General features: G+C 65.4%; 21 protein-coding genes. 10 read left to right on the forward strand and 11 right to left on the reverse strand.

What is annotated here, in order from left to right:
- The first annotated feature begins 29 nt into the window (after positions 1-29).
- The 6 genes from AC1RNP_RS12725 (at position 30) to AC1RNP_RS12750 (ending at position 5635) form a co-directional block, all read left to right on the forward strand.
- Positions 30-2354, forward strand: a complete 2325-nt coding sequence (locus AC1RNP_RS12725; RefSeq protein WP_493051633.1) for an MMPL family transporter — start codon at positions 30-32, stop codon at positions 2352-2354.
- A gap of 11 nt (positions 2355-2365) precedes the next feature.
- A complete protein-coding gene (locus AC1RNP_RS12730; protein ID WP_493051634.1) occupies positions 2366-2821 on the forward strand; it encodes a hotdog family protein in 456 nt (151 codons plus the stop codon).
- Positions 2822-2828: 7 nt separating this feature from the next.
- The gene (gene fabG / locus AC1RNP_RS12735) at positions 2829-3596 is read left to right on the forward strand and encodes a 3-oxoacyl-ACP reductase FabG (protein ID WP_493051635.1); all 768 of its coding nucleotides are present in this window, start codon (positions 2829-2831) and stop codon (positions 3594-3596) included.
- A gap of 107 nt (positions 3597-3703) precedes the next feature.
- On the forward strand, positions 3704-4195 hold the full coding sequence (locus AC1RNP_RS12740) for a hypothetical protein (RefSeq protein ID WP_493051636.1): 492 nt from the start codon (positions 3704-3706) through the stop codon (positions 4193-4195).
- A 20-nt stretch (positions 4196-4215) separates the two neighbouring features.
- Complete coding sequence (locus AC1RNP_RS12745) at positions 4216-4638, forward strand: DUF1801 domain-containing protein (protein ID WP_493051637.1); 423 nt, start codon at positions 4216-4218, stop codon at positions 4636-4638.
- 58 nt (positions 4639-4696) lie between these two features.
- On the forward strand, positions 4697-5635 hold the full coding sequence (locus tag AC1RNP_RS12750; protein WP_493051638.1) for a DUF1570 domain-containing protein: 939 nt from the start codon (positions 4697-4699) through the stop codon (positions 5633-5635).
- Positions 5636-5675: 40 nt separating this feature from the next.
- Here AC1RNP_RS12750 and AC1RNP_RS12755 read toward each other — a convergent pair whose 3' ends face one another.
- The 8 genes from AC1RNP_RS12755 to AC1RNP_RS12790 form a co-directional block, all read right to left on the reverse strand.
- Positions 5676-6533, reverse strand: a complete 858-nt coding sequence (locus tag AC1RNP_RS12755) for a glycosyltransferase family 2 protein (protein ID WP_493051639.1) — start codon at positions 6531-6533, stop codon at positions 5676-5678.
- Complete coding sequence (locus AC1RNP_RS12760; protein WP_493051832.1) at positions 6526-7293, reverse strand: beta-ketoacyl synthase chain length factor; 768 nt, start codon at positions 7291-7293, stop codon at positions 6526-6528. Before AC1RNP_RS12760 ends, AC1RNP_RS12755 begins: the two co-directional genes overlap by 8 nt.
- Positions 7294-7331: 38 nt before the next feature.
- Positions 7332-8552 carry a beta-ketoacyl-[acyl-carrier-protein] synthase family protein gene (locus tag AC1RNP_RS12765; protein ID WP_493051833.1) on the reverse strand — a complete coding sequence of 407 codons (1221 nt, stop codon included), beginning with the start codon at positions 8550-8552 and terminating at the stop codon, positions 7332-7334.
- Between the two features lie 170 nt (positions 8553-8722).
- Positions 8723-10738, reverse strand: a complete 2016-nt coding sequence (locus AC1RNP_RS12770; RefSeq protein WP_493051640.1) for an XVIPCD domain-containing protein — start codon at positions 10736-10738, stop codon at positions 8723-8725.
- 45 nt (positions 10739-10783) lie between these two features.
- A complete protein-coding gene (locus AC1RNP_RS12775) occupies positions 10784-11308 on the reverse strand; it encodes a hypothetical protein (protein WP_493051641.1) in 525 nt (174 codons plus the stop codon).
- 158 nt (positions 11309-11466) lie between these two features.
- Positions 11467-12126, reverse strand: coding sequence for a hypothetical protein (locus AC1RNP_RS12780; protein WP_493051642.1), 660 nt, complete (start codon positions 12124-12126; stop codon positions 11467-11469).
- Between the two features lie 66 nt (positions 12127-12192).
- A complete protein-coding gene (pyrE, locus tag AC1RNP_RS12785) occupies positions 12193-12852 on the reverse strand; it encodes an orotate phosphoribosyltransferase (RefSeq protein WP_493051643.1) in 660 nt (219 codons plus the stop codon).
- Positions 12853-12917: 65 nt separating this feature from the next.
- A complete protein-coding gene (locus AC1RNP_RS12790; RefSeq protein ID WP_493051644.1) occupies positions 12918-13421 on the reverse strand; it encodes a GNAT family N-acetyltransferase in 504 nt (167 codons plus the stop codon).
- Positions 13422-13532: 111 nt separating this feature from the next.
- On the opposite strand from AC1RNP_RS12790, the gene AC1RNP_RS12795 reads away from it, so the two are divergent.
- Both AC1RNP_RS12795 and AC1RNP_RS12800 read left to right on the forward strand, forming a co-directional pair.
- A complete protein-coding gene (locus tag AC1RNP_RS12795; RefSeq protein ID WP_493051645.1) occupies positions 13533-14348 on the forward strand; it encodes an exodeoxyribonuclease III in 816 nt (271 codons plus the stop codon).
- On the forward strand, positions 14345-15658 hold the full coding sequence (locus AC1RNP_RS12800) for an AmpG family muropeptide MFS transporter (RefSeq protein WP_493051646.1): 1314 nt from the start codon (positions 14345-14347) through the stop codon (positions 15656-15658). Before AC1RNP_RS12795 ends, AC1RNP_RS12800 begins: the two co-directional genes overlap by 4 nt.
- 36 nt (positions 15659-15694) lie before the next feature.
- Here AC1RNP_RS12800 and AC1RNP_RS12805 read toward each other — a convergent pair whose 3' ends face one another.
- Positions 15695-16801, reverse strand: coding sequence for an anhydro-N-acetylmuramic acid kinase (locus AC1RNP_RS12805; protein WP_493051647.1), 1107 nt, complete (start codon positions 16799-16801; stop codon positions 15695-15697).
- A gap of 4 nt (positions 16802-16805) precedes the next feature.
- Here AC1RNP_RS12805 and AC1RNP_RS12810 point away from each other — a divergent pair, with 4 nt between their 5' ends.
- On the forward strand, positions 16806-17096 hold the full coding sequence (locus tag AC1RNP_RS12810) for a hypothetical protein (protein ID WP_493051648.1): 291 nt from the start codon (positions 16806-16808) through the stop codon (positions 17094-17096).
- Positions 17097-17414: 318 nt separating this feature from the next.
- On the opposite strand, the gene AC1RNP_RS12815 is transcribed toward AC1RNP_RS12810, so the two are convergent.
- On the reverse strand, positions 17415-18875 hold the full coding sequence (locus tag AC1RNP_RS12815; protein WP_493051649.1) for a M23 family metallopeptidase: 1461 nt from the start codon (positions 18873-18875) through the stop codon (positions 17415-17417).
- A 184-nt stretch (positions 18876-19059) separates the two neighbouring features.
- Between AC1RNP_RS12815 and tyrS the strand changes: the two genes are divergently transcribed.
- Positions 19060-20280 (forward strand): tyrosine--tRNA ligase, encoded by a 1221-nt coding sequence (tyrS, locus tag AC1RNP_RS12820; RefSeq protein WP_493051650.1) that lies wholly within the window; start codon positions 19060-19062, stop codon positions 20278-20280.
- Between the two features lie 74 nt (positions 20281-20354).
- On the opposite strand, the gene AC1RNP_RS12825 is transcribed toward tyrS, so the two are convergent.
- Positions 20355-20747 (reverse strand): MAPEG family protein, encoded by a 393-nt coding sequence (locus AC1RNP_RS12825; RefSeq protein WP_493051651.1) that lies wholly within the window; start codon positions 20745-20747, stop codon positions 20355-20357.
- Positions 20748-20774 lie beyond the last annotated feature (27 nt).

Genomic DNA, 20774 nt, shown 5'->3' on the forward strand with positions numbered 1-20774 from the left:
GAGACGGGTTTGCCGTCGAGTTTCGACCCATGAATGCCAGGACGCGTCTCGTGTTGGCGCTGCTGTGGCTGGCATTGCTCGCGCTCGCCGCCTGGGCGATCGCGCCGCGCCTGCAGCTCACTGGCGATCTGCGCAAGTTCATGCCCGATGCGGACACGCCGGCGCAGAAGCTGCTGCTCGACGAACTTGGCGAAGGGCCGGGGTCGCGCCTGCTGCTGATCGCCCTGTCCGACGGCGATGCGAAGACCTTGGCCGAACAATCGCAAGCCTTGCGCGAGGCGCTCGCGCGCGACGACAAGTTCACGCTCGTCGCCAACGGCGATGAGGCGAGTTTCGACGCGATTCCCGAGCACCTGCGTCCCTATCGTTATCTGCTGTCGCCAACGCTCGACACGCAGCGTTTCGATGCCGCCTACCTGCGCGACGAACTCGAACAGCGCGTGCAGGACCTCGGCTCGCCGGCGGGCGGGCTCGTGGAGCCGCTGCTTCCCAGCGATCCCACGCTGGAAACCCTCAAGATCGCCGACGCGCTGCAACCGGCGAACGCGCCGCAGCGGCTGTACGGCGTCTGGTTCGATCGCGCCGGCAAGCGCGCCCTGCTGCTCGCGCAGACGCACGCGGCCGGGTTCGATCCCACCGGCCAACAATTGGCGGTGGATGCGATCCGCGAAGCCTTCGCCAAGGTGCGTGGGCAGGCGAAGACATCACTCGTGTTGAGCGGCCCCGGCGCGTTCTCGGTCGAGATCGGCGGACGCACCCAGGCCGAGGCGCAATGGATCGGCAGCTTCGACACCATCGGCCTGATCCTGTTGCTGATCATCGCCTACCGCAGTTGGAAGATTCCTGTGCTCGGCGTGTTGCCGCTGGCCAGCGCCGGTTTGGCAGGACTGGCCACGGTCGCGTTGCTGTTCGACGGCGTGCATGGCATCACCGTCGCGTTCGGGTTCACCCTGATCGGCGTGGTGCAGGACTATCCGATCCATCTCTTCAGCCATCAGCGCCCGGGTGAATCGCCCGTCCACAACGCGCGCGCGCTGTGGCCCACGCTCGCGACCGGCGTCGTCTCCACCTGTATCGCCTATCTGACGTTTTTCTTCGCCGGTGTCGATGGCCTGAACCAGCTTGCCGCCTTCACTATCGCCGGCCTCGCCACCGCGGCGCTGACGACGCGCTTCCTGTTGCCGCATCTGATCGATCCCGCGCCGCGCGATCTGGCGGATTCGCGTTTCCTCGCCAAGGTCTGGAACCGCATCGAGCGCGCGCCGAGGCCGCGCTGGGCGCTGGCGGTGTTCGCATTGCTGGCGCTGGCCGCAATCGCGCTCGCGCCGGGCGCCTTCTGGCAGAACGATCTGGCGAAGCTCACGCCGGTGCCGCCCGATGCGCTGGCCCGCGATGCCGATCTGCGCGCCGAACTCGGCGCGCCCGACGTGCGCTACGTACTGACCGTGCAAGGCCGCGATGCCGAAGCCGTGCTCGCGGCGTCCGAACGCCTGCGCCCCGCGCTCGATCACCTTGTCGCGAACAAGGCCTTGTCCGGCTACGACATGGCCGCGCGCCTCCTGCCCAGCGCCGCGCTGCAACGCGCGCGCCAGCAGCGTCTGCCGAAGACGGCGGCATTGCGGGCCGCGCTCGGTTCGGCGCTGACAGACAGTCCATTCCGCGCCGATGCCTTCAACGATTTCGTCGACGACGTCGCCAAGGCCCGGCGCGCGCCGCCGCTGTTGCGCCGCAATCTCGAAGGCACGCCGCTGGCGACATCCGTATCCGGTCTGCTGATCGAGAGCGGCGACCATGCCACCGCGCTGGTCTCGCTCAGCGGCTTGCGCGACCTGCCCGCGGTCGCTCGCGCCGCGGGCACGCATGGAGCACAGTTGCTTGACATGAAAGCGGCATCGGAATCGCTGGTCATCGCCTATCGCGGCCGCGTGCTCGCCGCGCTCGGCGTCGCCGCGCTGCTGCTGGCCGTTGCCGTCTGGGTCGCCTTGCGCACGCCGCGCCGCGTCGTGCGCGTGCTGCTGCCGATGGCGCTGACCACGCTCGCCATCCTCGCCATCCTGCGGCTGTGCGGCGTCGAGCTGACCTTGTTCCACCTGGTGGCATTGATTCTGGCTGCCGGCCTCGGCCTCGATTACGCCTTGTTCTTCGATCACGCCGGCGATGATCGCAATGATCAACTGCGCACGCTGCACGCACTGATCGTATGCAGTCTGACAACGCTGCTGGTGTTCGCGATGCTGGCGCTGTCCTCGATCCCGGTGTTGCGCGCGATCGGAACGACGGTGGCGATCGGCGTGTTCGGAAACTTCGTGCTGGCGTTGCTCGTGTCGCGGCAGCCGGTCGCGGACGCGCGCTGAGCATCATGGCCATGCTCCGGCGCACCGACATCCAGGCATTGATTCCGCATCAGGGCGCGATGTGCCTGTGGGACGAAGTCCTGGCCTGGGAGGCCGATCGCATTCGCCTGCGCGCGCGCAACCATCGCGACTCCGATCACCCGTTGCGTTCGCAGGACAGATTGCACGCGGTGCACCTGTGCGAATACGGCGCGCAGGCGATGGCGGTGCACGGCGGGTTGCGTTCGCGTGAAAAGGGCGAACCGGTCAAGCCGGGCCTGCTGGTGGCGCTGCGCGATGTGCGGTTGCACGTGACCCGCATCGACGACCTGCCGGAAGCGCTCGAAGGCGAAGCCGAAGTCCTGGCCGAGGCCGGGCTCAGCCAGCAGTACGCATTCCGCATCTTCCATGCCCGTGAATTGATCGCCGAAGGCCGCGCGGCGGTCATGCTCCACGCCCCGGCGACGGCGGGATCGGTTTCTGGATAATAGGACGATGCCTTCCGACACCTCGCCAAAACATGCTCTGACAAGACGTGCTCTGACAAGACGCGCCCTGGTCACCGGCGGCAGCGGCGATCTGGGCGGCGCGATCTGCCGGCGGCTCGCCGCCGACGGGCTGCACGTCATCGTCCATGCCAACGCCAACCTCGCGCGCGCCGAAAGCGTGGCGGCCGAGATCCGTGACGCCGGTGGTATCGCGACGGCAGTTGCCTTCGACGTCACCGACGGCGAGGCGACGCGTCAGGCCATCGAGACCCTGCTCACCGACGGTCCCGTGCAGGTGATCGTCAACAACGCCGGCATCCACGACGACGCGCCGATGGCCGGCATGACCGACGCGCAATGGAAGCACGTGATCGACGTGTCGCTGCACGGCTTCTTCCACGTCACCCAGCCGCTGCTGCTGCCGATGGCGCGCACGAGCTGGGGCCGCATCGTCAGCGTGTCGAGCGTGTCGGCGGTGCTCGGCAATCGCGGCCAGAGCAACTACGCCGCCGCCAAGGCCGCGCTGCACGGCGCATCGAAATCGCTGGCGCGCGAGATGGCCAGCCGCGGCATCACCGTGAATGTGGTGGCGCCGGGCGTGATCGCGGGCGGCATGACGGACGCTGTCTTTTCGCCCGAGACCATCAAGCAGATCGTCCCGGCCGGGCGCGCCGGCACGCCGGACGAGGTTGCCGCGCTGGTCGCCTTCCTGTGCGGGCCCGAGGCCGGCTACATCAACGGCCAGGTGATCGGCATCAACGGCGGCATGGCCTGAGCGGGTATGGTCTGAGCCGGGCGCGTGGCCACATGCATTTATTCAGCGCCGGTGGGGGCGGTTGGCGTAGCATCGCTTCCGTTCACGGCATCATCGGGGGATCGACCATGTTCCGCAAAACGCGTCAGGCCGTCGTGCCACTGCTCGCCCTGTTGCTGGCCGCTTGCGCCAGTTCCGCCCTGGTCACCGGCCGGCCGCGTCCGCCGATCGATCCCGCGCAGGTCCGCGTGTACTTCAACACGCCGGCCGTGCAGTTCGAGGAGATCGCCCTGCTGGAGACCAAGAGCGGCGCCCTCACCTACGGCGAGCAGAACAAGATGAACTCGGTGATCGACAAGCTGCGCAAGGAAGCCGCCAAGCTCGGTGCCAACGGCGTGCTCTTCCGTGGCACCGCCGATGGTTATGGCGGAGGCGGCATGAGCGTCGGCGGAGGCGGTGGCCGCATCGGCGGGCATGGCTATGGCGGCGTTGGCGTGGGTGTCGACATCACGCCGCGACAGAAATTCGCGCGCGGCGTCGCCATCTACATCGCCAATCCGCCGCCATCCGACGCGATGCCCCCCGCGCTTCCTCCGCAACCCGCGCCGCCGTCCCGCTGATCCTCACCGGAGCGCCGGGAATGGCGGGCCCGAAGACCAAGCCGCAGACCGCATCGGTGGCCGACTTCATCGCCGCCATCGATGATCCCGACAAGCGCGCCGACGCTGAGGCGCTCTCGGCGATGATGCGCGAGGCCACCGGCTGTGAACCGAAGTTGTGGGGTTCCGGCATCGTCGGCTTCGACCAATACCACTACAAATACGCCAGCGGCCAGGAAGGCGATTGGCCGGTGGTGGGGTTCGCCCCGCGCAAGCAGGCCCTCGTGCTCTATCTCGCTTCCGACCTCGCGCCGTTCGAACCGTTGTTGCAGAAGCTTGGCAAGCACAGTGCCGGCAAAGGCTGCCTGTACATCAAGCGATTAAGCGATATCGACGAGAAGGTGCTGCAAACACTGATCGATACCGCGATGGCGGCGATCCGAAAGCAATATCCGCGCCGCTGACTTCATGTTCAGAATACGGGTCGATCGATCGCGGGTGGGATGCTTCCCCATATCGTGGTTGCTCTTTGCTCTCGTTCCAGCCATTGCCGTTGGCTGCGCGCAAAAAGCTGACGACGCCACCGGTACCGAAAAGAAAAAAAGCCAGCAGGCAAGACCAGAATCCAGACAGCCCCCGTTACCTGCAAGCGCGGTGATGCATGAGACTTCCCATTACTTGATCTATTCTTCGGCGACGGATGAGCGGACAAGCAAGGTTGCTGTTGCCGTGGAAAGCTTGCATGCCGCTTACGCGAGCGTTTTTCATGCGCGGGCTGTTCCCGGGGACAAGAAGAAGCTGATCCTGGTCCTGTATAAGGATCGGGCGGAATTCAAGAGGAACAATAGAAGCAGTCCTTGGGCGGAGGCGTATTATTTGCCGCCGCGCAGTCATGCATATTTCGACGCAAGCGGCCCGAATCCGTATCACTGGATGATCCATGAGGCAACTCATCAGCTTGAGCGCGAGGTCTCGGGCTTCAAACGGGTCAAATGGGTGGACGAAGGGCTTGCAAGCTACTTCGGAGCAAGCCGGATTTCGGCGGGAAAACTCGAGCCGGGTGAAATCGATGCGGATGCATACCCCATTTGGTGGTTAGGCCGCTGCAGGCTCAGTGGCTCGCTGGAGCAGGACATCGCCAACGGCCAGATCATTCCACTGAGAAACATCGTTGAAGGCCGTGGCGGTCCGGATATGAACCGGTCGTTCAATCAGTACTACATCCACTACTGGAGCTTGACCCATTTCCTGTTTCACTACCGAAACGGAATATATGCCAAGGCCTACAAACGGCTCATCGCCGATGGGGCATCGCTGGAGAATTTCGAGCACATCATCGGGCCGGTCGATCGCATCCAAGAAGAATGGTACGGATACCTTTCCAGGATCGTCGATGAAGCAAGGAAGGAGGAGGCTCTCTCACCCCCGGAACAGGCTGAGAACTTCATTCAAATCGAGTAGGGGTTTGCTCGACTCGAAGAAAGAGGCGCGGCCTGTCTCCTTACCGGCCCGCTTGCTGCTGTGGCGCGACCGGTCGCGGACTTTCGAACTCCCCGTCGGGATCATCGATGCGCGGCGGCCGCGCGCGCGTGCGGCGATATTCCTGCATGACGTTGCCGCGGCTCCACACCTGCGTGACGACGTGCGAGGTGATCTTCCACAGATCACGCACCAGGCGGAAGTGGCTCTTGCGGAAGGTGTCCGGCGCGTGCGCGGTGGCGTAGCGCGTTTCGATCGGCACCGCGACGATGCCGGCGCCGACGTGCCTCGCGGCCGAGATCAGCAGTTGCGCCTCGTACACGAAGTCTTCGCCCGGCACGCCTTCGAGCGTGTAGACCGAATGCGGATAGAAACGCTGTCCGCTCTGGCTGTCGACGATGCGGAAACCGCAGGCCCAGCCGATGCCCCAGTCGCCGAAATCGTTGCCGATGCGACGGTACATCGGCTGCGCGGCGCGCTTGCGCAGTCGCGCGCCGATGATCACGCAGCCGGGATGGCGATCGGCGGCGGCGAGCAGGCGGGGAAAGTCGGCGGCGCTGTGCTGGCCGTCGCCGTCCATCGTGAGCACGCCGCGCGCGCCCTGGCGCTGCGCTTCGCGGAAACCGTCGCGTAGCGAAGCGCCCTTGCCCATGCGCTGCGGATGTCGCAGCAGGGTGATCGGAAGGTCGGCGATGCAGTCGGAGGTGCCGTCGTCGGAACCATCGTCGATGACGATCACGTGATCGCAATAGGTCAGTGCGTCCAGCACCACTTCGCGGATGCGCAGCGATTCGTTGAGCGCGGGAATCACCACGGCGACGTTGCCGCGGCTGTTCGACGCGCCGGTGAATCCCGGTGCGGACGAGGACGTTTCAACCATGCGCGATTTCTACTCTCAGCAACCGGCCGGGGCCGGCTTTCAGCAGGACGACATCACCGCCGCTGGCCAACGCGTCGAACAACGGCAACATCTGCGCCATGGCGTTGCTGGCGCCCAGTCGCGCCAGCGCGCCTTGGGTCGGTGGCGGATCGCCGTCGACGAGCGTCGCGCGCAGTGCGGCGATAGCGGGTTTCTCGGCGTGGGAGTGCAAGCCGGGATCGCGCCGCGACAGCACCAGGGCACCGCCGAGCAATCCTTCGCTGTGTGTCATCTCGCCGAGCGGGCCGGTCGAGGCGGTGTCGTAGCCGGCCAGCAGCACGGCTTCGGCGCCGTCGTTCAATTGCGCCAGCGCTTCGAGCAACCCTTGCGCGAAGGTGCCGTCGAAGGCGCTGATCGCGGTGGTGGCATGCATGCAGCCGTTGCCGATGGTCCAGTAGCCGGCGGCGGCGTTGTGCACGGAATTGTGGAATCTGGTCGGCGACATCGCGCGCGGCTCGCTGGCGAGCGTCGCGCAGATGTAGTCGGTGATGGCGAGATCGCCGTGCGTGGAGGCGAACACCGACGGCAGCGAGGCCGGATCGCGGTCCGCCGCCTGACACGCCGCGGCGGCGACATCGAGCGCGATGCCCACTGATTCGGAGGCGCGACGGCGCTCGTTCGCCGGCAGCAATTGCGGCGATGGCTTGCCCGGTGCATCGGCGACCAGCGTGCCGCCGTTGACGAATGCGCGCGCCGCTTCCCACGAAGGCAGTCCGTGCATCCAGAAACCGATGCCTTCGATGGCGGCGACCAGCGAACTCACGCGACCTTCCCGAAAACCAGCGAGCAGTTGTTGCCACCGAAGCCGAAGGAGTTGTTCATCGCGTAGCGGATCGCGCGTTCGTCGTTGTCGAGGCGGATCTGCGCGCCGCAGGCATCGTCGCGGCGCGTGCTGTTGAGCATGCCGGGCAGGATGCCGTCTTCCAGCGCGATCAGCGCGAACACCGATTCGACGATGCCGGCCGCGCCGAGCGTGTGGCCGGTCCAGCCCTTGGTGGAGCTGGCGTGCACGCTGCCCGGAAACAGCGCATCCACGGCGCGCGCTTCCACCGCATCGTTGGCGGGCGTGGCGGTGCCGTGCAGGTTGAGGTAGCCGATGTCGCCCGCATCGATGCCGGCGCGCGCCAGCGCGTCGCGCATCGCGGCGAGCACGCCGAGGCCTTCCGGGTGCGGCGAGGACATGTGGTGGGCGTCGCTGGACTCGCCGTAGCCGCACAGCCGCAGGGTTGCGTCGCCGGCGTCATCGCCGGCATCGGCACGCTCGAGAATGGCGAAACCGCCGGCTTCGCCGAGCGAGAGGCCATCGCGCTCGGCGTCGAACGGACGGCACGGCTGCGCCGACACCAGGCCGAGCGCGTTGAAGCCGAACAGGATGCTGCCGCACAGCGTGTCGACGCCGCCGACCAGGGCCGCATCGACGATGCCGGCGTGGATCAGCCGCGCCGCCTGTGCGAATACCTTGGCGCTGGACGAACAGGCCGTGGCGACAGTGATGCACGGCCCGCGCAGGCCGGTGGCGTATTGCACGAAGTGGCCGAGCGAGTGCGGCGTGTGCACGATCGGGCGGGCGAGATCGGCGGGGAAGTGCTGCGAAAAAGCAGGGCTCCCGCCGCCGGCCATCCGCGCGTAGGCCTCTTCGCTGGCACCGATACTGGCCGTGGAGGTGCCGAGCACCACCGCCACCCGTGCCGCGCCATGGCGTTCACGCAGCGCGAGGACGGCGTCGAACAGCCCGTCCTGTTGCAGCGCGAGCCAGGCCAGACGGTTGTTGCGGCAGTCCCACTGGGCGAATTCCGCCGGCAGGGGCGAGGTCTCCAGGCCGTCGACGCGGCCGATCCAGCAGTCCAGCCGCTCCCGGGCGGCGGCGCCCTCGCCGAAATCGTTCGGCCTCAGGCCGCCACGGCGCTCGCGCAGCGCCCGTGCCTGGGCCTCACGCCCACGCCCGAGCGCGGTCGTGGCCGTGTAGGCCCGGATCGCCAGCGTCGACGGGGGAGGCGACGGTTTCGATGACGGCACCCGGGGCACCTTTTCCTGGAAAGCCGGGGAGTATAGCGGCCGTACCGTGGCGCGAACCTGAGCGGAAAACCCCGGAAATCCGGCCGGCGCGGGGCCTCAACCGCCGGCGGAGCCGCCTTGCCGGCCGATGGGCGTCAGACCACCCTGGGCCCGCGATTGGGGTCCTCTCCGCGCTGCAGGGCCTCCTCTCGCACGGACTGCTGCGCCATCTGCTGGTTCGCCACTTCGATCCGCTGCATCGAGTCGTTCACCGGCGTCTGCGCGGCGGCGGCGGTCGGCATGGATTCGCGCTGCATCGCCGGGTCGGAGCGGTTGCCCTGCACGAGGAAGACCAGCTCGCCGGCCTGCAGGGTCGGCGTCCGGTTGTTCACCGCGACATCGTCGACGCGGGAGATGCCGCTCTGCTTCGCCAGCGCCAGCAGGCTCATCGACATCCGCTCGCTGGCGGCGTCGAAGCTGCGCCCGTGCTGGGCGTCGAGGCGCTGCACGCCTTCGCGGATCTGTTCGTAGAGGGCGTGGTCGGGGTGTGTGGGATCGCGCGGATCGCGGGAGTCGTGTGGGCCGAGGGAGCGGATTGGGTTCTGGATGCTGGGCGTGCCGGGGTCGGCGGGCATGCCGGTGGGAATGGCATTGCTTGGGGCGCGGTCGCCGTCTTGCAGCCGCTGGCGCTCGTTGCGTTCCGGCTGCAGCGGGTCGGGTTGTGTCTGGCCACCACCGCCCCTCGTGCCGGATGTCGGACCGGACAGATTGATCCCGAGATGTCCGCTTTGGAAGTTCTCGATGACCACTCGCTCCCGAAGCGTCTGATCGGTCGGCGTATTGTCCGTGATCGCGAGATTGCCGCCTTCCAGCGTGTAGGTATAACGTCCGTCGGCACTGCGATATGTATTGGCGGGATCGGATTCGTTGCGGGTGCCACCCGTCAACTGACGACCACCCCAGCGGACTTCGCCCAGGCCATCGCTATCCATTACGGTGTCGCCCGCGCCGACGACGTAAGTGTCGCGGCCTTCGCCTCCTTCCATCCGGTCGCGGCCTTCGCCGCCGATGAGGATGTCGTCGCCGCGGTGGGCGCGCAACGTGTCGTTGCCGCCCCTGCCGATCAGCAAATCGTTGCTGGCAACTTCGGTGTTGCCACGCATCCGGCGGGAGTCGAGAGTGGCGGCATGGTTCTCGTCGACGTCCTGTGTCGTTGAATTGCGCTGGTCGGCGCGCAGTCCGTTGCTGGCTCTCAAGTCGCGTCCTGGATCCAGGTAAATCGCTGCAGTCGCGAAATCCTGATCGCGTAATCTGCCCGCGAGATCGGGATGTTCGGTTCGCAGGTCGGTGAGCAGTCGTAGTCGGGCCGGCTCCATCGCCTCGTTGATGGTCGGTACCTGTCCGTATTCTTGAACGAGGCCAGGCCAGTTGGCATTCGCTTGCGCGATGGCGTTCCGGTTGCGTGCCGCTGCATTGCCTTCGAAGTCGACTCCCCAGCCCCTTTCGTTTTCTTCGATGTTTCCGCGGTGGAGCTGGAACATCTGCAGTACGCTGCGGGCCTCCTCGGAAGTGACGTTCTGAGGATCGTTGTACAGCCCGAAAGCCTGGGCCTCCATGTTTCTGCGTGCGCGCAATCCGAATTCGACATCCGGGTCCGGATTCGTTCCCCGACTGTTATAGCGAAGCTGATACCAGGCTTCAGCACGATCGCCATCCGCGATCGCGTCGTTGAATCCCTGCATGTGCGTTTGCATGCGCCCGGTGCCGCGGTTGTACGTGATCGAGACGACCGTGGCTCTCTCGTCGGAAAACGGCATGTTCAAGCTGGCGGCATGCCCTTCGTATCTCGACAGGCTGGCATTTTCCAGCAGGCTGCGCGCCTCTTCGCGGGTGATCTGGACGCGGAATGCAAGTCCGAGGCCGGTTTTCTGGTCACCGGGCGCCGCGTCGATGGCAGCCAGCTGCCGGCGTTCGGCAGGGGAAAGCTGCACGCCCGCCCTGTCCCATAGCTCGAGATTGTTGTTTCTGTTGAAGGTGTAACCGTAACCGATTGTCGCCATGTTGTCGCCGGCGTCGTAGGGGCCGGCGCGGTAACCTTCAAAATTCTGGATCATCACGCTCGCTCGGCGGCGATACTCTTCCTGAGTGCGTTCTTGATAATCGATCGGCATACGATTTCTCCCTGAATGATCGTGTCCCTTATGACCCGCTACGTGTCAGTGCTTTTGATCCGCCCATTGGCATGGAGCAGCTTCAATCTCTTTGAGGTGCTCAAGCTGTTCCGGCGCCGTGCTCTTCGTCAGAGTATCCGTCTGCGGGATGATAGGAGGCTCGTCATCCATGCCGGGCACGGCCATGCCGACTCGGTGCCATGTGAGGCGGTCATCCGAGATCTCGCCCTTCGCCATGTACCACGCGTTGTTTCTCGTGCTCTTGATGAGAAGAACGGCTTCTTTCCCGTCAGAAGTTCCAAGCACGGTGCCGGGATCACCTTCGTCGACACGGGCAAGACCCGCGGTGGCGACAAAATGCTCGCCGCAAATACGATCGCCTTGCTGGGTCAGGTAGAGGTAGAAGACCCCGCATTCGCGGTTCGGTTCGGCCTTGTCGCAATGTTTTGCGGACCAGACGCCACTGAAGTCGGTCTTGGCGGCTTGTACGGGCTGACTCGACGCGCACGCGATCAATCCAATGCACATGGCTGGCAACAAGCCCATGGTCGCGAAAACAGATCGGCTCATCCTGGATGCCTTTGGCTGAGAGCTGGTCCGGATGCTACCGAATTTTCCGGGAGGGCGTGTGTGAAGACGGTGTCCGGGCTCCTGCTGAAATCCCGGCTTTTCTATTGATCTTCAGGCGCCGAATCCCGTCAAGCGGTCTCCAGCGATGATTCGAGGTGTCAATCGTGCGCGGTGCTGCCCGCCCCCTTCAGCGCACGATACCGCTCCAGCGTCTGTTCCAGATCTGTGCCCAGCGAGGCACGTTCGGCCATCTGCTGTTGCAGTGTGTCTTCCAGGTGCAGCAGGTCGGCATGCTGCTGCTGGATCTTCTCGGTCAGCGGCTTCGCGACCGGCTTGGATTGCAGTTCGAGATCGGCGGCCTGGCGCAGCAGGCCGAGCAGGCTCTGGCGCAGGTTGAGGACGGCCAGGCGCGAGCCCTTGAGGGATTCCTCGATGAGGACGATGCGGTCGCCGTAGGCGCGGCGCAATTCCTCTTCGCTGGCGTAGGACTCGGCCATCGCCAGGTCGCGGCGCTTGGCGGCGGCCTCGCTTTCGGCGGCGAGCTTGGCCTGCTTTTCCGCCAACACGGCGGCGGCGCGCTCTTCGTCGGTCTGGGTGCGGTCGAGTGTCTTGACCGTCTTGCCGTTGCTGGCGTTGATTTCGGTGCGCGCGCGATCGACGGCTTCAGGAGGCAGGGTGTCGCCGCAGATCCGGCGGCCGCCTTCATCCCAGCAGTACAGCTTCTTCGCCGCGGCGGCCTTCTGGTTCTTCTGCTGCGCGGGGATGGCCGCCGGCAGCAACAACAAGGCGCCGACCGTGCATGCGATGGCTGTTTTCATCGATACGGCTTTCATCAATGCCGTCCCCCCGGCCGGCTCAATACGACATGCTTCCGAATGGCACGTTTATGACGATACCCGGCTCCCGTAGCGCGCGCGGTAGGCGAGCAGGCGGTCGCGTTCTGCGGCCAGTGTGGAGTTTTCGCCGGCGAACGCAAGCAGGTCGGACAGAGTTGCGATGGCGATCACGGGGATGCCGTGTTCGGTGGCGACGGTCTGTGCCGCGGAGCGGTCGTCGTCCTCGAACACGCGCTCTTCACGATCGAGCGCGATGGCGATCGCGGCCGGCGTGCCGCCACCCTCGCGGATCAGGGTGAGCGCCTCGCGGATCGCGGTGCCGGCGGTGATCACGTCGTCGACGATCAGCACGCGGCGGCCCGCCAGCGGCGCGCCGATGAGGTTTCCGCCCTCGCCGTGCGTCTTGGCCTCCTTGCGGTTGAAGGCCAACGGCAGATCGCGGCCACGGCGCGCGTATTCGCAGGCGATCGCCGCGGCGAGCGGGATGCCCTTGTAGGCGGGGCCGAACAGCAGATCGAAGGAGGTGCCGGCGGTGTCGATGGCATCGGCGTAGCAGCCGGCCAGTGTCGCCAGCGCCGCGCCGGAGTCGAAGCGGCCGGCATTGAAGAAATACGGACTGGTACGGCCGGATTTCAGGACGAACTCGCCGAAGCGCAGCGCGTCGGCTTGCAGGGCGAGTTGCAGGAAGCGGGTGCGGTGATCGGTCATGTGGCGCATTGTCCCATGCGGGATGCTATCGGGATGTCACATCGCCGTCGCCGTTGCGGCCTCGGCTAGGTTCGGGCGTTCAGCCCACGCACCATCAAGTGCTGAGGTCCGGCCTTGCCGCCGAAATACAGTTCGCCTGTGTCGACGAAGCCCGCCTTGCGATAGGCGCGGATGGCGCCGAGGTTGCTGCAGTTCACGGTGAGCGCGAGCAGGCGGCGCTCGGGGTGGCGGCGTTGAAGATCGGCGCAGCAGGCGTTGATCGCCCGCGTGCCGAGGCCGCGGCCCTGCCAGTCGCGGTCGAGCATGAAGGCGCGCAGGCCGACGCCAGCCTTGCCATGGGGATTCCAGCCGGCCATGGCGCCGGCGAAGTCGAGCCGGTAGAAACCGATCACGGTATCGCCGACCAGGATCGCCATGGCCTCGCTGTTCGGATCGGCTTCGGCCAGGGCGAGGTTGAGGGTGGCGTCGCCGACGAACGGATACTGATCTTCGGTCACTCGCAAGGTGCGCACGACACTGGCGAGTTCGGGCGTGACCGGCGCGACGTGCAGGTCGGGAATGGCGATCATGGAGGAGATGATAAGGCGCGGGCGGCGCCGGACGCATCGCGAATCGCCAGTCAGGCCGCTGGCGCCCGAATCCGTTACGCTTGCGCGATTCGCCACTGCCCATTCGATCCCATGCGCATCATGAGCTTCAACGCCAACGGCCTGCGCTCGGCCGCCAGCAAAGGTTTCTTCGAGTGGTTCACGCAGCAGAAGACCGACGTGCTGTGCGTGCAGGAGACCAAGGCGCAGGAGCATCAGCTCGCCGGGGATGCTGGCTTGGACGGTAAATTTCTGCCCAAGGGTTACAAGGCCTGGTTCAAGGATGCGATCACGAAGAAGGGCTACAGCGGCGTGGCCATCTACAGCAAGCGCGAGCCGGACGAGGTACGCACCGCGCTCGGCTGGGCGCCGTTCGACGACGAAGGCCGTTATCTGGAAGCGCGTTTCGGCAATCTGAGCGTGGTGTCGTTCTACATCCCGTCCGGCTCGTCCGGCGAGCTGCGCCAGGGCTTCAAGTACGAAGTGATGGAGTGGCTGAAGCCCGTGCTCGAGGAATGGCTGCACAGCGGACGCGATTATGTGTTGTGCGGCGACTGGAACATCGTGCGCGCCAAGAACGACATCAAGAACTGGACTTCCAACCAGAAGAACTCCGGCTGCCTGCCACCCGAGCGCGCCTGGCTCAACGGCATGATCACCGACGGTTGCGGTGACGGCACGCAGGAACCCGATCTGGGCTGGCTCGACAGCTTCCGCGTGGTGAAGCCGGACGCCGTCGAATACACCTGGTGGAGCCAGCGCGGCGCCGCGCGCGCCAACAATGTCGGGTGGCGCATCGACTATCAGCTGATCACGCCGGCGTTGGGCAAGAAGGTGAAGGGCTGCGCGATTCATCCGGAGCCGCGGTTCTCGGATCATGCGCCGTTCGTGGTGGATTACGCCCTGTGAGCACAACGGCGGACACGTCCACGCAAGTGTCGTACAAGGGCTGGGCCGGCATCAGGCGTGCCTTCGGCACGCCGTCGGCATTGACGATGGCGGTGTTCGGTTTCGGTTCCGGACTGCCGTTCCTGCTGATCGCCTCGCAGACATTGTCCACGCGCCTGCGCGATGTCGGCCTTGATCTGGGCAGCATCGGCTTGATCAGCCTCGCCAGCTTCTTCTATCTGTTGAAGTTCCTGTGGGCGCCGCTGCTGGATCGTTACGCGTTTCCGCTCACCGCATTCCTGGGCCGCCGCCGTTCCTGGCTGATCGTTTCGCAGGCGGTGGTCACCGTCAGTTTGTTCGCACTGGCGTACATGCGACCGGAGCTGAGCGTGACGGGGCTCGTTGCCTGGGTGCTCGTGGCTTCGTTCGCGGGCGCGACGCAGGATTCGGTGGTCGATGCCTATCGCATCGAGATCGCGCCCGCCAATTCGCAGGCCGCCTTGGCGGCGACGTACACGCTTGGTTACCGGGTCGGCTTGATCGTCGGCGGCGCCGGCGCGTTGTACATCGCCGAATACGGCAGCTGGACGGCTGCCTATGTCGCGATGTCGTCGCTGATGCTGCTGCCCATGCTTGCGACGCTGTTGTCGCGTGAGCCGGCCGCGGCACCGGAAACGGCGGTGGCGCGCAAGATCGATCTGGCCGGTGCGTTCTGGCAGCCGTTCACGAGCTTCTTCTCCCATCACGGGCTGTCTTTCGGAATCGCGCTGCTGCTGTTCGTCGGGCTGTACAAGTTCCCGGATCAGGTGATCGGCGTGATGGCAGGGCCGTTCTATCTCGATTCGGGTTACACCAAGGCGGACATCGCCACGGTGTCGAAGCTGTTCGGCGTGTGGATGGGCATCCTCGGCGCTTTCGCGGGCGGTGTGGCGGTGGCGGCGTTTGGTTTTCGGCGCATGCTGCTGGTGGCCGTGCTCGGTGTGGCCTTGTCGAATCTCGCGTTCCTGCTCATGGCGCAATATCCGTCGCAGATCTGGGCGTTCTATGCGGCGCTGCTGGCGGACAATCTGTGCCAGGGATTCGCCGGCACGGTGTCGATCGCCTTCATGTCATCGCTTACCGATCGCAATTTCACGGCCACGCAGTTCGCGCTGCTGGTGTCGCTGGCGAATCTGCCGGGCAAGTTTGTTGGCGGTGTCTCCGGCTATATCGTCGAGGCGACGTCGTACAGCGTTTTCTTCATGCTGAGCGCGGCGACGGTCATCCCGGCATTGGCGCTGCTGGCATGGCTGTGGCGGCGGATCAAGGAGCCTGTCGCGCAGGCGCAGTGATGCGGAGCGCGACCGATCGCGGATGACCCGCGACGATCAAGCCGAATAGACACCACCGAGAATCCGCGGCCCGCTCGCACCGCTGACGCTGGGCAGGTTGCCCGGAAGTCCCCGCAAGGTGGCGTGCGCGAGCCAGGCGAAGCCCATGGCCTCGACGAAATCCGGATCGATGCCGTGCGCCGCGCTCGATTCGACGATGCATTCCGGGAGCGTCGCCGCCAGCGCCGACATCAATGCGGTGTTGTGCACGCCGCCGCCGCAGGCGATCACGCGTGCAGTGCGTGGCTGCGCGGCGCGCAAGGCGTCGGCGATGCTGCGCGCACTGAGCATCAGCAACGTGGACTGCACATCCTGGGGCGCTTCGTTGCCCGCCAGCTTGGATTCGAGCCAGCCGAGGTGGAACTGATCGCGGCCGGTGGATTTGGGTGGCGGTAATGCGAACCAGGATTCGTCGAGCAGGCGCGCGAGCAGCGCTTCATCGATTCTGCCTGACAGCGCGAACACGCCATCGCGATCGAAACCGTGGCCGGTGTGGCGCAGGCACCATGCATCCATCAATCCGTTCGCGGGGCCGGAGTCGAAGCCACGCACGTGGTTGCGATCGGCGGCGGCCTGTTTCGGCAGCAGAGTGAGATTGGCGATGCCGCCGAGATTGAGCACGGCGCGATCTTCGTCCGGCGAACTCAGCAGCGCCGCGTGCAGGGCGGGCAGCAATGGAGCGCCGTGGCCGCCGGCGGCGACATCGCGGCGGCGGAAGTCCGCGACCACGCGGATGCCGGTGCGTTCGGCGATCGTGTTCGGGTCGCCGAGTTGAAGGGTGTAGGGGAATTCTCCATATGGGCGATGGCGCAAGGTTTGTCCGTGCGAGCCGATGGCGGCGATCTGCGTGGCTTGCGTGCCGCTGTCGGTGAGCGCGCGCTGCGCGGCTTCGGCGAAGGCGGCGCCGATGCGGACGTCGAGTTCGGCGATGTCGTCGAGGGTGAGGGTGGCGGATTGCTGGCCGAGGGCGACCAGGCGCTCTTTCAGTTGGGGATCCCAGGCGTAGGTGCGGCCGAAGAGGAGTTCGGGGGTGCCGTCGAAGCTTGCGATGGCGGTGTCGATGCCGTCGACGCTGGTGCCGGAGATGAGGCCCAAGTAGAGCATGGTGATGGTGGATTGGATGGTGTTGGGAAGGGTAACCGCTTTGTGGTGTGGATTCTTGTGTGGTGCTGTTGAAGGTCAAAAGCGTTTCGTCCACTACGCGGCCGAGTTCATTTCTTTTGATAAGCGTCAAAAGAAACGAACCAAAGAAAAACGCTTTTCCCGACGAAGCAGCTCCAGGGTTTCATTGTTATCGGGATTTTTCGACTCGCCATCCTGGCTCGGTCGAAAAACGGCGCACATCCCTGTGCGCCGCCCTCCGGGTCTCCGGATGCCGATGGCGCTCAAGCATTTTTAGAAGCGAAAGGCGAGACAAAGCCGAGCAAAGCTTTTGCTCATGGCTGCTAAACCTTGCGAGCCGCGATTGCCTCTAGACCCGAAGGGCGGCGGGCAGGAAGCCCGCCGTTTTCCGACCGAGCCATGGATGGCGAGTCGGAAAATCCTAGGGTTCAACCCGCCATGGGATTGCTGTGTCGAGAAAAGCGTTTTTCTTTGGTTCGTTTCTTTTGGGGCTTACCAAAAGAAATGAACTCGGCCGCGCAGCGGACGAAACGCCTTTGATCTTCAGTAAAACGAGCGACTACCCAGCAACAACAGGTCAAGGCAGCAAAGAGAATTACCCTTTCTTACCCCGCCGCCCCAACGCCGCCGCCACCCGCGTCCCGGTATCCCCGGCATAAATAATGTTCTCAACCTTCGCAATCCGCGTCAGCGCAGGTCCCACCTGCGCACGGAAAGCGGCGAGCTGCATGCCGGACAACGGCTCCGGCGGCGGCATCGTGATCGAAAGCGGATTGCGATGCACACCATTGATCCGGAATTCGTAATGCAGGTGCGGACCCGTCGCAAGGCCGGTGCTGCCGACGCGCCCGATCATCGTGCCCTGCGCGATGCGCTGACCGGCACGGATGCTGCCGAACGACGACATGTGGCCATACAGCGTGGAATAACCACGGCCATGATCGAGGATCACGGTGCGGCCATAGCCACCCTTCCAGCCGACGAAGGAAACGCGCGCGTCGCCCGCGGCCATGATCGGGGTGCCGGAGCCGGCGGCGTAGTCGACGCCCATGTGCCCGCGCATGCGGCCGAGCACCGGATGCCGGCGCATGCCGAAGCCGGAGGTGATGCGTGCATAGGGAATCGGCATGCGGATGAAGCTGCGCTTGAGCGGCCGGCCGTCGGCGGTGAAGTACTCCGGCTTGCCGTCGCGCACGAAGCGGAAGCCGCTGTACAACCTGCCGCCGGAGGTGAAGGTGGCGGCGAGCACGGGGCCGGTGTTGATCAGTTCGCCTTCGCGCCAGGTCTGCTCGACCACGACGCTGAAGCGGTCGTTGGCGCCGACGTCGGAGTTGAAGTCGATGTCGTACTTGAAGATGTCGTCGGTGAGCGTGTCGATGGCGCCGCCTGACAGGCCGATCTTGCGCGCGGAGCGATACAGCGAGCCGCCGACCTTGCCGCTGAGCACGACGGTGCGGGTCTCGGTGGCACGTTCGATCACCTTCTCGGCGACCTTGTCGCCGGCCAGGGACAGTTCCACGCGATGGCTGTCGTCGCGGTCGTAGCGGAAGCTGCGCAGGGTGGCCGGCTTGCCGTCGGTGCCGACCGGCATGTCGAAGGCGAGTTCGGTGCCCGGCTTGAGTTTGGCGAGGGATTTCTTCAGGCCGGGATGTTCGAGCAGGCGCTGCTGATCGGTTTCCGGCACGTCGAGGCGGTCGAGCAGGTGGCTCAACGTCTCGCCGCGACTCACGCTGACGATCTGCCAGCTGTCGCCGGTCTGCCCTTGCTGTTTCGACAATGCCAGCGGCGGCAGGCTCAGCGACATGGTGGTGCGCTGCGCGCCGGCCGGGGCCTGTAGAGTGTTGGAGAAACCGGGCACGATCGCCGCCACGAGCGCGCCGAGCGAGGCGAACAGGCTGGCGTGCGCCCAATGACGGCGTGTCCAGCGGCCGTCGAAGCCGAGGCGCTGACGAAGGGGGGTGGAACCGAGCTCGGTGCTGTTGCGGGCCGCGTCGCGAAGATTGTTGGAGAGGACGCGGCGATGGGCTGCGTCTCGCGACAGGGTCGGCTCGGTCATTTCGGTATCCCGCCCCCTAGCGTGAAGGGCATGTAAGGGAGGTACCATAGACACGCGAAAAGGTAGCGTCAAGTCATTGATGTAACAGGGGGTTTTGGTGGTTTTGCCTTAACGTCGCTTTAACTCATCTTTTACACTAACCTTCACATTTCAACTGCGATCGTCATCTCTCGGATTGTCCCAAGTGCCTGAATCGACCGACCTCCCCCAAGCCCTAGCTCTGATCTCCCGTGGTGCCGATGAGATCCTCAAACAGGAGGAACTGGAGGCCCGTCTCAAGCTCGGCCGCCCCCTCCGGGTCAAGGCCGGTTTCGACCCGACCGCGCCGGACCTGCACCTGGGCCATACGGTCCTGCTCAACAAGATGCGGCAGTTCCAGGACCTCGGCCATCAGGTGATCTTCCTGATCGGCGACTTCACCGGAATGATCGGCGACCCCAGCGGCAAGAACGTCACCCGCAAGCCGCTCACCCGCGAGGACGTGCTGGCCAACGCCGAGACCTACGCCGAGCAGGTGTTCAAGGTGCTCGATCGGGATCGCACCGAGCTGCGTTTCAACAGCGAGTGGTTCGGCCAGATGACCGCCGCCGACATGATCCGCCTCGCCGCCCAGCACACGGTGGCGCGCATGCTCGAGCGCGACGATTTCGCCAAGCGCTACGCGGCGCAGCAGTCGATCGCCATCCACGAATTCCTGTATCCGCTGGTGCAGGGCTACGACTCGGTCGCGTTGAAGGCCGATGTCGAACTCGGTGGCACCGATCAGAAGTTCAACCTGCTGATGGGCCGCGGTCTGCAGGAGCACTATGGCCAGCCGCCGCAGATCGTGCTGACCATGCCGCTGCTGGAAGGGCTGGACGGCGTGCACAAGATGAGCAAGTCGCTCGGCAACTACATCGGCATCTCGGAGCCGGCGATCGACATCGTCAACAAGACGATGAAGATCGGCGACGAATTGATGTGGCGTTGGATCGAGCTGCTGAGTTTCGAGATCGGCGTCGACGAAGCCAAGCGCTTGCAGGGCGAAGTGGCAGCCGGTCAGTTGAATCCGCGTGACGTCAAGCTGCGCCTGGCGCGCGAGCTGGCCGCGCGTTTCCACGATGCCGCGGCCGCCGATACCGCCATCGCCGGCTGGCACGCGGCTGTACGCGGCGAGGGCGACACCACGCTGCTGCCGCTGCAGGACGTGGCGATTCCCGTCGACGGCATCCGCATCGGCGCGCTGCTGACCGCTGCCGGCATCACGCCGAGCAACTCGGAGGCCGCGCGCAAGCTCAAGGAGCGTGCGGTGCGCGTGGATGGCGCAGTTGTCGAAGACGGGACGACAACATTCGCGCCTGGATTCGAGGGTGTGCTGCAGGTGGGCAAGCGCAACTTCGCGCGCGTGCGCCTGATCCCCGCGTAATTCCGCTTTTGCTCGTCATTCCCGCGAAGGCGGGAATGAGGGACATCGCGATTACGCCGCTTCGCGAATGGTGTTCAGTCGGTGATCGCGATCGCCGCCTGCACCATCAGCGCCAGCACGCAGCCCAAACCAACCAGCCAGGTGAGCGAGCGCAGCGGAGCTTTGTTCGTGAGATAGAAGACGCCGTGCAGGATGCGCGCGCCGATGAAGACCATCGCGAGCAGGTTGATGCGTTGCGGATCGAGACCGCCGAATTGCGCCATCAGCACGCTGGCGGCGAACGGCGCGAATGCCTCGAAACTGTTCAGATGCGCGGCGTTGGCGCGGTGGATGCGCGGGTTTTCCTGCTTGCTCACCCAGCCGCGCGGATCGCGATTGTCGTAGCGCGGCCCGCTCGCCTTGGCGAGGAAGACCCACAGATACGGCAGCAGCGCGGCGATCACGATGCACCAGTAGGCAGTGGCCATCTGTCGTTCCTCCCCTTGGGTGATGGC

It is taken from the genome of Luteimonas sp. GW821-FHT14E02, assembly GCF_058803905.1.